The 13,369-nt window shown below is 74.9% G+C and carries 4 protein-coding genes; all 4 read left to right on the top strand.

Annotated features, from left to right (window positions below; genetic code table 11):
* The first annotated feature begins 42 nt into the window (after positions 1-42).
* Genes OG338_RS00080 through OG338_RS00065 form a run of 4 tightly spaced genes read left to right on the top strand, consistent with a single transcriptional unit; the run spans position 43 to position 13,368 of the window.
* On the top strand, positions 43-3,321 hold the full coding sequence (locus OG338_RS00080; protein ID WP_405935321.1) for an amino acid adenylation domain-containing protein: 3,279 nt from the start codon (positions 43-45) through the stop codon (positions 3,319-3,321).
* Complete coding sequence (locus tag OG338_RS00075; protein ID WP_405935320.1) at positions 3,318-8,855, top strand: amino acid adenylation domain-containing protein; 5,538 nt, start codon at positions 3,318-3,320, stop codon at positions 8,853-8,855. The genes OG338_RS00080 and OG338_RS00075 overlap by 4 nt, the downstream gene beginning before the upstream one ends.
* Positions 8,852-10,354, top strand: a complete 1,503-nt coding sequence (locus tag OG338_RS00070; protein WP_405935319.1) for a class I adenylate-forming enzyme family protein — start codon at positions 8,852-8,854, stop codon at positions 10,352-10,354. The genes OG338_RS00075 and OG338_RS00070 overlap by 4 nt, the downstream gene beginning before the upstream one ends.
* Positions 10,351-13,368 carry a non-ribosomal peptide synthetase gene (locus tag OG338_RS00065; protein WP_405935318.1) on the top strand — a complete coding sequence of 1,006 codons (3,018 nt, stop codon included), beginning with the start codon at positions 10,351-10,353 and terminating at the stop codon, positions 13,366-13,368. Before OG338_RS00070 ends, OG338_RS00065 begins: the two co-directional genes overlap by 4 nt.
* Position 13,369: the final 1 nt, after the last annotated feature.

Raw genomic sequence — 13,369 nt, 5'->3', positions numbered from 1 at the left:
GCCAGACGGCCGGACCGCCACGACCCGGCCCCCAGGAGCGTCATGCCCGATTCCAGCCAGCGGCCCCACTCCGCGACGCCCGGAGCAGCCGGGCCGGAGGCCCAGGCCCCCGCAGCGGCCGTCCTCTCCGTCGGGCAGGAACGCCTCTGGTTCCTGGACCAGTTCGAGCCGGGGGACCCGGCGTACAACATTCCGCTCGTGCTCCGGTTTACCGGCGCTCTCTCGGCGGACGCCCTCGGCGCGGCGCTGGACGCGGTGGCGGGCCGGCACGAGGCGCTGCGCAGCCGCTTCCCCGCCGTCGACGGCCGTCCGTACGTCGTGGTGGACCCACCGGCCCCGGTTCCATGGGACAGCCATGATCTGCGGGGGTGCGCGGAGGCCGAGGCCGTCGCCAGGATCGGGGAGTTCACCAACCGGCCGTTCGACCTGGCGGAAGGGCCACTGCTGCGTGCCGCGCTGCTGCGCACCGGGGAGGACACGTACACCTTCTGTCTGGTCGTGCACCACATCGTCGCCGACGGCTGGTCGCTCGGCCTGCTGCGCTCCGAACTCGCCGCGCTCTACTCGGCGTTCCGCGCAGGCGACGGGGCCGCACTGGAGGATCCGCCCTCCTACCTTGCGCACGCCGCGGCGGAGCGCGCCTGGCTGGACGGCCCGGAGGCCGCCGCCGCCCTCGACCACTGGCGCCGGCTGCTCGACGGTGCCCAGCCCCTGGCGCTCCCCGCCGAGCGCCCCCGGCCTTCCGTTCCGACCAGCCGGGGCGCCTATCGCACCCAAGTCCTGCGCGGTCTGGTCGGGACGGTGGAGAGCTTCGCCCGCGCCCGCCGGCTCACCCCCTTCATGGTGATCGCCGCGGCCTACCAACTTCTCCTCCACCGCTGCACGGGCCAGGACGACTTCTGTGTGGGTGTGCCCACCGCCGCGCGCACGACGGTCGACAGCGAGCGGACCGTCGGCTACTTCTCCTCGACCCTGGTCCTGCGCGCCGACTTCTCCGGCACCCGTTCCTTCGACGGCCTGCTGCGGCAGATCCGGGGCGACTGGCTCCGTGCCCTGACGCACGGCCGCGTCCCGTTCGAACGGCTCACCGAGGAATTGCGGCAGGACCGGGACACCGGACGTACGCCCGTCTTCCAGACGCTGCTGACCGTGCACACCCAGAGCGGCGGCGACCTGGGCGAGCACCGCTTCGCGGACCTCCTCTGCGCCGAGGGGGACGGCGGCCACACCGCCGCCAAGTTCGAACTGAGCCTGGACGTCCGCCCGGACGGTGACGACCTGCACGCGGTCTTCGGCTACCGTACCGATCTCCTGGACGCGCCGGAGGTGGCCCGGTTCGCCGCCCGCTTCGAGATCCTGCTGCGCGCCGCCCTGGAGGCGCCCGACACGCCCGTGCACCTGCTGCCCCTGCTGGACGAGGGGGAGCCGGCGCTGCTGCGGGACGAGGCGGCGGGGCCCGCGCTGCCGGAGCACCCCCCGACAGTCCTCGCCGCGATCGACCGGATGGCCCGGGCCGCCGATGCCCCGGCCCTCGCCGGCCCCGGGGAATCCCTCACGCGCGGACAACTCGCCGACGCCTCCCGCGCCCTGGCCGCCCGGCTCCTGGCAGCCGGGGTCCGCCGCGGCGACCTCGTCGCGTTCTGTCTGCCCCGGGGGCCGCGGCCGGTCGTGGTGATGCTCGCCGCCTGGCGCGTCGGCGCGGGCTTCCTCGCGCTGGACCCGGAATACCCCGCCGGACGGCTCGACTTCATGCTCCGGGACAGCGGGGCGGCGGTCCTGCTGACCGCGGACGGCGCGCCCGTCCCGGGCCTCACCGCCGATGTCCCCGTCCTGTCCGCCGCCCCCGGCCACCCGTCCGGCCCGCCTCCCGCCCCCGAGGCCGGCCCGGCTCTCGGCCCCGGCACCGAGGCCGGCCCGGACGACCCCGCGTACGTCATCTACACCTCGGGCTCCACCGGCACGCCCAAGGGAGTCCTCGTCCCGCACCGCGCGCTCGCCGCCCGGGTCGCCTGGATGCGTCAGGGCTACGGCCTCGGCGAGAGCGACCGGGTCCTGCACAGCGCCTCGCTCTCCTTCGACACCAGCGCCGAAGAGATCTTCCCGGCCCTGGCGTCCGGCGCGGTCCTCGTCACCGCCCGCCCCGGAGCGGCCCTCGGCGACCAGCTGGCCGAGCCGTACGCGGCGGGGGTCACCGTCCTGGACCTGCCCACCCCCTACTGGCACCACCTCGTCGCCGACCTCGCAGAGACCCCGTGGCCGGACACGCTGCGCCTGGTCATCCTGGGCGCCGACCAGGCGCGCGCCGAAGCGGTCGCCGCGTGGCGGGCCCGGTTCGGCGGCACCGTGCGGCTGGTGAACTCCTACGGCCCGACGGAGACCACGGTCATCGCCACCACGGCCGAGCTCGGCGCGGCGGACGGGCTGCGCAGGCCGCCCATCGGCCGCCCGATCGGCGCGACCACCCTGGCCGTGCTGGACCGCCACGGCACGCCCGTCCCGCCCGGCACCCCCGGCGAACTGGTCATCGGCGGGCCCGGGGTCACCGACGGCTACCTGGGCCGCCCCGGGGCCACCGCCCGCGCCTTCGTGCCCGATCCAGACGGACCGCCGGGGGCCCGTTGCTACCGGACCGGCGACCGGGTCCGGCGCCGGGCCGACGGGCAGCTGGAATTCCTGGGCCGGCTCGACGGCCAGGTGAAGGTGCGCGGCTTCCGGGTCGAGCCCGGCGAGGTCGAGGCCGCGCTCACCGCCCTGCCCGGCGTGGCCGATGCCGTGGTCCACGCCCGCGGCGACCGGCTCGTCGCCCACGTCGTACCGGCCCCGGACGCGCCCGCGCCGGACCCGGCCCGGCTGCGCGCGGAACTGGCCGCCGTGCTGCCCCCGCATCTGGTCCCCGGCGCCTGGGCCGTGCTCGACCGCCTGCCGCTCACCCCCAACGGCAAGGTGGACCGGGCGGCCCTGCCGGACCCCGACGGCGCGTCCCTCGTAAGGGCCGCCTTCGTGGAGCCCAGGACCGAGGCGGAGGAACTGGTCGCCGATATCTGGCGCCAGGTGCTGGGCTCGGGGCCGGTCGGCGCGGACGACGACTTCTTCGACCTGGGCGGCCACTCCCTCCTCGCGACGCGGGTCATCGCCCGCCTCCGCGCCTCCGTCGACCTCGCCGTCCCCCTGCGCACCCTGTTCACCCACCGCACCTGCGCCGCCTTCGCCGAAGCCGTGGAGGCCGCTCTGGCCGCCGAGATCGACGCCCTGTCGGACACGGACGCCGAAGAACTGCTGGCCGCGCAGGACGCACTGGAAGGAAGCCGGCCCCGCTCATGAGCGCCGACACCGCCCACCCGGCGGAACCAGCCGCCGCCCGCCTCTCGGCCGCGAAGCGGGAACTGCTGCGCCGCCGCCTGTCGGCGCGCCCCGCCGCCCGGGCCACCATCCCGCGCCGGGACCCGGACACGCCCGTGCCGCTCTCGTTCGCACAGGAACGCCTTTGGTTCATGGAGCAGTTCGCCCCGGGCACCGCCGCGTACAACATCCCGGTGGTCCGGCGGCTGCGCGGCCCGCTGGACGCCGGCCTGCTGCGTGCCGCACTGGACGCGGCGGTCGCCCGGCACGAGACGCTGCGCTCGCGCTACCCGGCCACCGACGACGGCCGCCCGCTGCTCGTCATCGACCCGCCCGGCCCGGCGGCCCTCACCGAGGCCGTGGCCGGGTCACCGGCCGAGGCCGAACGCCTGGTGGACGAGGCGTCCGCCGTCCCCTTCGACCTGGAGCGGGGCCCGCTGCTGAGGGCCCTGCTGATCCGGCTGGCCGCCGACGACCACGTCCTGCTCCTGGTCGTCCACCACAGCGTCAGCGACGGCTGGTCCAGCGAGGTCCTGCTCGGCGAAGTGCTGCGCCACTACGCCGCCGGTGTCGCGGGCGAACCCGATCCGCTGCCCGAACTAGCCGTACAGTACGGGGACTTCGCGCTGTGGCAGCGCGAACAGCTGAGCGGTGAACGGCTCGCGGCCGAGGTCGCGCACTGGTCCGGCGAACTCGCCGGGACCGAACCGCTGGAGCTCGCCTTCTCCCGCCCCCGCCCGCCCCGCCAGACCTTCGAGGGCGCCGGGTACGCGTTCTTCGTCGACCGCGCCCTGCTCGACCGGCTCACGGCGCTCGGCCGGCTCCACGACGCGACCGTCCACATGGTGCTCCTGGCCGCCTTCCAGATCCTCCTCGCCCGCTTCAGCGGCCAGCGCGACTTCGCCGTCGGTTCCCCTGTCGCCGGACGCACCGAGCCGGAACTCGAAGATCTGGTCGGCATGTTCGTCAACGTCATCGCGCTGCCGGCCCGGCTGGAGGGCGATCCTTCATTCGCCGAGCTCCTGCGCCGCACCCGCGAAACCTGCCTGGACGCCTACGCGCACCAGGAACTGCCGTTCGCCCAGCTGGTCAGCGAGCTGAAGGTGGCACGCGACGTCTCGCGCCCGCCCGTCTTCCAGGCCGTGCTCGCCGTACAGAACTACGCCACCCAGCGCGATGCCGCGTCGGCGGGCGGCCTGACCGCCGAGCCCTTCGGCGTACGGGCCAGCGGCACCCGCTTCGATCTCGAACTCTTCCTCCAGGAGTGGCCCGACGGGCTGCACGGCTCCTTCAACTTCAACACCGACCTCTTCGACCCCGCCGACATCGGACGCCTCGCCGATCACCTCGGCAGGATCCTGCGCTCCGTGGCGGCCGCCCCCGAGACCCCGCTCTCCGGCCTCGCCGGGCCCACCCCGGAGGAGCGCGAGACCGAGACCGAGCGGTACAACGACACCGCTGTGGACCGTCCGCCCACCACCCTCACTGCCCTGGTGGCCGAGCAGATCGCCCGGACCCCCGACGCGGTCGCCGTCGCCGTCGAGGGCCGGACCGCCCTCACCTACCGGCAGCTCGACGAGCGGGCCGACCGGATCGCCGCCCGGCTGGCCGCCGAGGGCGTCGGTCCGGGCAGCCTCGTCGCCATCTGCTCGGAGCGCTCACCCGAACTCGTCGCCGGCCTGCTCGGCATCCTGCGCACGGGCGCGGCCTACGCCCCGCTGGAACCCGGCTACCCCGCCGAACGCCTCGCCTTCCTCCTCGCCGACAGCGGCGCGCCCGTCCTGCTCACGCAGCGCGGACTGCCCACCCCGCACGGCTGCACCGCGCAGATCATGCTGCTGGACGACCCCGAGGAACCGCCCCGCTCGCGCCGCGGACCGGCCGGACCCACCCCCGACGACCCCGCCTACCTCATCTACACCTCCGGCTCCACCGGCCGCCCGAAAGGCGTGCCCAACACCCACCGGGCCATCGCCAACCGCCTTCAGTGGATGCAGGACACCTACCGGCTGGGCCCCGACGACGCCGTCCTGCAGAAGACCCCCGTCGGCTTCGACGTATCGGTGTGGGAGTTCTTCTGGCCCCTGACCACCGGTGCGCGCATCGTCCTCGCCAAGCCCGGCGGACAGAAGGACGCCGGCTATCTGCTCGACCTCATCGCCACCGCCGGAGTCACCGTCGCGCACTTCGTGCCCGCCATGCTGACCGTCTTCCTCGCCGAGGACGGGGTCGAACGGTGCACGACGCTGCGCCGCGTGATCAGCAGCGGCGAGGCCCTGCCGCCCGACACGGCCCGCGAACTGACCGGCCGTCTGCCGCACTGCGCCCTCGCCAACCTGTACGGACCGACGGAGGCGGCGGTCGACGTCTCCTCGTGGGAGTGCGCCGGCCCCCTGGACACGGTGCCGATCGGACGGCCCATCGACAACACCCGGCTGTACGTGCTGGACGCCGCCCTGCGCCCAGTGCCGCCCGGGGCCCCCGGCGAACTGCACATCGGCGGCACCGCCGTGGCCATCGGCTACCACCGCAGGCCCGGCCAGACCGCGGCCCGGTTCGTCCCCGACCCGTACGGTCCGCCCGGCTCCCGCCTCTACCGCACCGGGGACCTGGCCCGCCGCCTCCCGGACGGCACCCTCCAGCACCTCGGCCGCGTCGACGCGCAGATCAAGCTGCGCGGGCTGCGGATCGAGCCCGGCGAGACCGAGGCCGCGCTGCGCGCCCAGCCCCACGTCGCCGACGCGGCGGTCGTCCTGCGCGAGGACCGGCCCGGCGACCAGCGCCTCGTCGGATACGTGGTGGCCGACGGCCCGGACGAGCCCGATCCGGCCCGGCTGCGTACGGCCCTCAAGCGAGTGCTCCCCGAACACCAGGTGCCCTCGGTGGTCGCCGTCGTTCCCGCCCTGCCGCTCACCCCCAACGGGAAGCTCGACCGCCGAGCCCTGCCCGCGCCGCAGCTGCGGCGGTCGTCCGGCGCGACCCGGCCCGCCACCGAGGTGGAACGCCTGCTGGCCGGGATCTGGGGCGAGGTGCTCGGGCTGACGGAGGTCGGCGCGGACGAGGACTTCTTCGACATCGGCGGCCACTCGCTCCTGGCCACCCAGGTCGTCGCGCGGGCCCGCGCCCGGCTGACCGAGGCGGGCGCCCGGCCCGTCAGCGTCATGGACCTCTTCACCCACCGCACCGTCCGCGACCTGGCCGCCGTCGCCTCCCGGGACGAGAGCGACGACTCCCCGAGGCCGCTGCTGCACCGGCTCACCCCGCCCGTGTCCGCCGCCCACCGCACCCGTACCTTCGTCTGCGTTCCGTACGGCGGCGGGAGCCCCGTCGTCTACCAGCCCGTCGCCGACGCACTGCCCGCCGACACCGAGCTGTGGGCGGTCGCCGTACCCGGCCACGACGTCGGTGTCACCGAGGAGTCCGTGCCGTTCGACGAACTCGCCGAGCGCATCGCGGCGGAGGTACGGGAGCGGACCGAGGGGCCCGTCGTGGTCTACGGGCACTGCGCGGTCGGCACGGCCCTGGCGATCTCCGTCTCCCGGCTGCTGGAAGCCGCCGGGCACCCGCTGGAGGCGGTCTACGCCGGAGCCCAGTTCCCCTTCGCCCGGCCACGCAGCCGGGTGCTCAACGCGCTGAGCCGCGTCGCCTCACTCGAACCGCTGCTCGGCGACCGGGTCTACGCGAACTGGCTCATCGGGCTCGGAGTGAACACCTCCGACCTCGACAAGGAGCAGGCGGCCTTCATCATCGGCAACATGCGCCGGGACACCCAGGCCGCCGAGGACTACTTCACCCGCGCCATCGCCGACGTGGCCGCCGGCGCGCCCCGGCTGCGCGCCCCGCTCATCTGCCTGATCGGCGACCAGGACCCGGCGGCCGACTTCTACCAGGAGCGCTACCGCGAGTGGCTGTTGCTGGCCGAGCGCTCCGCAGTCGCCGTGCTCGACCAGGGCGGTCACTTCTTCCTCAAGTACCGGGCCACCGAGGTCGCCGAGGCGGTGACCACCGTGCACCTCGCGGTGCGCGACGGCGTGACCGACGAACTGCCCGCCCGCGATCCGCAGCACTCGTGGTGGTTCCACGGGGACACCGGGCCGGTGACGGCGGCCGAGGAGTCCGGCACGGAAACCCCCGCCCAGGACGCGGAGTCCGACGCCGGGCCGGAACCCAGCATGCGACGGTTCCTCGCGGTCGCGAGCGGGCAGCTGGTCTCCATCACCGGTTCGGCGCTGACCGAGTTCGCGCTGCCGCTCTGGATCCTGCTGAACACCGGATCCCTCACCCGGTACGCGCTCTACGCGGTGATCGCCATGGTCCCCGGCATCCTCGTCGGCCCGCTGGCGGGCGCCCTCGTCGACCGGCTGGACCGGCGCACCGTACTCCTCGCGGGCGACCTCACCGCCTGCACCACCCAGGCCGGCCTCCTCGCCCTGCTCCTCACCGGGAACCTGCACTCCTGGGAGGTGTACGTCCTGCTGGGCGTGCTCTCCCTCGCCCTGACCTTCCAACGGCTCGCCTACGCCTCGGCGGTCCCGCAGCTGGTACCCAAGCAGTACCTCGGCCACGCCAACGGAATCGTCCAACTCGCCTTCGGCACAGCCCAGTTCGTCGTACCACTGGTGGCCGTCGCACTGATGGCCGCAATCGGTCTGGGCGGCATCCTCGTCATCGACGTGGCCAGCTACGTCCTGGCCATCGGCGTCCTGCTCGCGGTCAAGTTCCCCCGGACGCTGCCGTGGACCCGGCGCGAGTCCCTCGTCTCCGAGATCCGGCACGGCTTCGCCCATTCCTGGCGCAACCGGGGCTTCCGGGCGATGCTGCTGTGGTTCGCCGGGCTGAACCTCTTCCTCTCCCCGCTCTTCCTGCTCATCACCCCGCTGGTCCTCGCCTTCGACGACCTCCAGGGCGCGGCGCGGGTCGCGATGGCGGGCGGTGCGGGCGCGATCCTGGGCGGGGTCGTCATGGGGTTCTGGGGCGGCCCCCGGCGCCACCGGCTGCGCGGCATGCTCGGCCTCGCCGCACTGCTCGCCCTGGCCGGGGCCCTCACCGGGCTGCACGCCGGTCTCTGGGTGATCGCCGCCGGAGCGTTCGGCATGTCGTTCGCGCTCTCCCTCGTCAACGGCGTCTACTCCACGATCGTCCAGGTCAAGGTCCCGCAGCGCTTCCACGGCCGCGTCTTCGCCCTGAACACCCTCGTCGCCTGGTCCACCCTGCCGCTGGGCCACGGGATCATCGCCCCGCTCGGCTCCTCGGTGCTGGGGCCCCTGATGGAGCCCGGCGGGGCGCTCGCCCCCGTCTTCGGCCCCTTGATCGGCACCGGACCCGGGCGCGGCATCGCCCTGATGTACGTGCTGTTCGGGTGCGCCATGCTCGGCCTGGTCGCGCTCGGCCTGCGCCTTCCGGTGCTGGCGCGCTTCGACCGGGACGTGCCCGAGGCCGAGCCGGACGATCTGGTCGGTCTGCGCGAGCGTGCCCGTATCGCCGCCGCCCGCCGCGCGAAGGAGAGCCGGACATGACACCGACAGCGGCCACCACACTGCCCGCCCTGCTTGCCCACCGGGCCGCCGCCCACGGTGAGCGCACCGCCCTGGTCACCGGCCGCGAACGGCTCGACTTCGCGTCCTGGCACGCCCGGTCGGGGGCGTACGCCCGCGCGCTGCGCTCCGCCGGGGTGCGGCCCGGGGACCGCGTGGTGCTCCACCACGGCACGGCCCGGTGGACCGAATACGCCGTCGCCTTCCTCGCGGTGCTGCGGGCGGGCGGGGTGGCCGTCCCGCTGTCCGACCGGACGGCGCCCGCCACCACCGCCCATGTGCTCGCGGACACGCGGGCCCGCTTCCTGCTGCACGGGACGGGGGACATCCCGCCCGCGCTGCCGGAGGGCACCACCGTGCTGACGGAGGCCGACGCCGACGACCACCCCACCCGGTCCGACCTGCCCGAGCCCGCGCCCGGTGACCTCGCCCAGATCCTCTACACCTCCGGCACCACCGGCACCCCGAAGGCGGTCGGAGCCCGGCACGCCAACCTGGCGTACGGCTGCACCCTGGACGAGCGCAGGCGGCCGCTGCGTCACTCGTCCGCCTTCCTGCACGCCTTCCCGGTCGGCACGAACGCCGGGCAGACCATGCTGGTCAACGCGCTGAACGCGTACGCCACCTGTGTCACGGCCCCGCAGTTCACCCCGGCCCGCTTCCTGCGCCTGCTCTCGGAGCACGACATCGGCAGCGTGTTCCTCGTACCGGCCATGGCGATCGAACTGCTGGCGTCCGCCGCGCTCGCCGACGCGGGGTCGTCGGGTGCGCGCGACGCCGTGCGCCTGGTGGGTTCCACGGCCGCCGCCCTTCCTCAGCCGGTCGCGCTCGGACTCGTCCGGGCCTTCCCGAAGGCGCAGATCGTCAACTACTACACCTCCACCGAAGCCGCCCCCGCCCAGGTCACCCTGCTCTTCGACCCGGCCCGCCCGGACTCGCCCGGCCGCCCCGCCTCCCTGGCCGATCTGCGGGTGACGACACCCGGGGGAGAGCCGCTGCCCGCGGGGCGGCCGGGAGAGCTGTGGCTGCGATCGGCGGCGGCTCCGCGGGCGTACGTGGGTGAGGCGGACGACGAGGTCTTCCAGGGACGCTGGATACGCATGGGCGACCTGGGCCGCGTGGACGACGAGGGCTTCCTCCATCTGCTCGACCGGGAGCGGGACGTCGTCAAGTCGGGCGCCCACAAGGTTTCCACCCTCCAGGTCGAGAACGCCCTGCACGCCCATCCGCTGGTCCGGGACGCCGCCGCCCTCGGAGTGCCGCACCCGGTCCTGGGAAGCGTCGTCGCCGCCGTGGTCGTCGCCGACGACGGTCTGACCACCACCGCACTGCGGGCCTTCCTGCTCGACCTGCTGGCCGTCCACGAACTGCCGGCCACCGTGCTGTTCCACGACACCCTGCCGCGCAACGAGGCCGGCAAGGTCCTCAAACGCGAACTGCGCCGCATCCTCGCCCAAGACCACCCCGAGGCCATCCTGTGAACGCGACCCTCAGCCCCGCCCAGCACGGCGTCTGGCTCACCGAGCGCACCCTGGACACCGCTTCCGCCTATCACCTGACCCTGGCCGTGCGTCTCGACGGCCCGCTCGACACCAGCCGCCTGAACCGGGCCTGCGCCGCCGTCGCCGCCCAGCACCCGGCCCTCACCACGGTGTTCGCCGCGGACGGCACCCCCCGGCCCGGTCCCGGACCCGGGCACCCGCGCACGGTCGAGTGCACCGCCGGCACACTCGACGCTCTGCTCGCCCGGGAACGAGCCCTGCCCTTCGACCTCGCCCACGGCCCGCTGCACCGCTTCGTACTCCTGCGGCTGTCCCCGGTCCGGCACGTCCTGGTCCTGACCGCCCATCACCTCGTCTTCGACGGCGAGTCCAAGGACCGGCTGGTCGACGACCTGGCCACCGCCTACCGGGGCGGGCCACCGGCTCCGGCCGCCCCGCAACCGGCCGCCGCACCGTCCCCCGACGCCCTCGCGGACGCCGAAGCGTACTGGGCCACCCGCTGGCGCGATCCGGCCGCCCCCGCGCTCCCGGGGCTCACGGTCTCCCAGGTGGCCGGGACCGCTCCCGCGCCGGGTGAGGAGATCACGTGGAGCCTCGGCCCCGAGCGGGCCGCGCTGCTGGGCGCCACGGCCGAACGGCTCGGGCTCACCCGCTTCGAACTGCTCACCGCGTCCTGGCACGCCCTGCTCGCCCGCTACGGCGAGGCCGTTCCCGTCACGGCCATCGAGCTGTCGCTCCGTACGCCGGGCACGGCCACGGGAGTGGGGCTGGCCGTCAACGAGCTGCCCCTCTTCACCACCGCCGACCTCGACGCGCCCTTCGCGACCTGGTCCCGGACGGTGCGGGCCGAACTGCGCGCCCTGTACCGGCACCGGGCCGTCCCGCTCGGCCGTTCCGTACGCGGACTGACCCCGCGCACCGCGCTGACCCCGCTCTCCCTCAGCTACCGGCGGCGCCCGGAGCGACCGCGCCCCGACTTCGGTGCCGAGGTCCGCGCCCAGGTCCGCTGGCTCGGCTTCTGCGGCACCGCGCGCAACCTGGCGCACCTCCAGCTCGTCGACTCGGGTACGGAGGTGGAGGCGAGCCTCCAGTTCCGCGCGGCGGCGCTCACCGCCGGCGGCGCGCGACTGATCGCGGACCACTGGACGGCCCTCCTCGACGGCGTACTGGCCGGCCCCGACACCCCGGTCGGCGATCTGCCGCTGCTGACACCCGGTGAACGGTCCGCGCAACTGGCAGCGCCGAGTCCGCGGCCCGAACTCGCCCGGCGCACGGTGCCCTCGCTGTTCGCCGAGACGGTGGCCGCCCGCCCCGACGCGACCGCCGTCGTCTGCGGCGACGAGACCCTGACCTACCGGGAGCTGTCCGCCCTGGTCGCACACGCGGCCGCCGCGCTGGGCAGGCACGGCGCGGGCCCCGGCACCCTCGTCGGCATCGAGCTGCCGCGCGGGCGCGACCAGCTGGTGGTCCTCCTCGCCTCGCTGGTCCTCGGCTCCGTCCACCTGCCGCTCGACCCCGATCACCCGGCCGAGCGGCTGGCGTTCCTCAGGGCCGACTCCCGCCTCGCGCTGCGCGTCACCACACGCCCCGAGGGCCCCGGCGACCTCACCCCGGAGGCCCTGGCACCCGTCGGCCCGGACACCCCGGCGCTGCCCCCGGGCCCGACGCCCGCCCACCCCGCGTACGTGCTCTACACCTCCGGCTCGACCGGACGCCCCAAGGGTGTGGAGGTGCCGCACTCGGCGCTCGCCAACGTCCTGGGCGCGCTGTGCGACCACCTGGGCTCCGGCCCCGACGACCGCTGGCTCGGGCTCACCTCGCTGTCCTTCGACATCTCGGCGGTCGAACTGCTGCTGCCCCTCATCAGCGGCGGGCGCGTCGTCCTGGTGCCGGAAGGCGGCCACCGCGACGGGCCCGCGCTGCTCGGGCTCATCGATCGCCACCGGGTCACACACGTCCAGGCCACGCCCAGCGGGTGGCGGCTGCTGCTCGACGCGGGGCTCGGCGACGACGCGGCCGGCCTCACCGCACTGTCCGGCGGCGAGGCGCTGCCACCCGCGCTGGCCGCGGAGCTGGGCACCGTCAGCAAACGACTGGTGAACGTCTACGGCCCGACCGAGACCACCATCTGGTCCACCCTGGCGGAGCCCGCCGTGGGCGACGACGGCCAGGTCCTCATCGGCGAACCGCTCGCCAACACCCGCGCCTACGTGCTGGACGGCCGGCTGCGCCCGGTCCCGTACGGACTGCCCGGCGAGCTTTACCTCGGCGGCGCCGGTCTGGCGCACGGCTACCGGCACCGTCCGGGTCTGACGGCCACGCGTTTCGTCCCCGACCCGTACGGGCCTGCGGGCGCGCGCCTCTACCGCACCGGGGACCTCGTGCGGCGCCTGCCCGACGGCGGCCTCGTCTGCATCGGCCGCTCGGACAACCAGGTCAAGGTGCGCGGCCACCGGATCGAACTGGGCGAGATCGAGGCCCGGCTGGCCTCGCACCCCTCGGTCGCGCAGGCCGCCGCCGCGGTGCACGGTGCGGACGGCGAGCGCAGGCTGAGCGCCTATGTCGTCCCGGCCGGCCCGGCGCCCACGGCACAGGACCTGCACGCCCACCTCGCCGCCGCACTCCCCGCCGCCGCCGTCCCCGCCACGTACACGGTGCTGGAGGCGTTCCCGCTCACCCCCAACGGCAAGCTGGACCGGGCCGCGCTTCCGGAGCCGGTCCCGGCGCGCGGACCCGCGGCGGGCGGCGGCGCGGCAACCGGGTCCGACCCCACCACCGAAGCGGTGCTCGCGATCTGGCGCGAGGTCCTGGAGCTGGACGATCTCGGCTGCGACGAGGACCTGTTCGACCTCGGCGGCCACTCCCTGACCATCACGGCCATCGCCGCCCGCATCCACCGCACCCTGGGCGTGGACCTCCCGTTCGACGTCTTCTTCGACGCCCCCACCGTGCGCGGCATCGCCGCCGCCGTCACCGCACTGCGCAAGGAGTAGC

This window comes from Streptomyces sp. NBC_00726 (genome assembly GCF_045161735.1).
Taxonomy (GTDB): domain Bacteria; phylum Actinomycetota; class Actinomycetes; order Streptomycetales; family Streptomycetaceae; genus Streptomyces.
The sequence above is the reverse complement of the archived record's forward strand: the minus strand, read 5'-3'. Positions and strand labels throughout refer to the sequence as shown.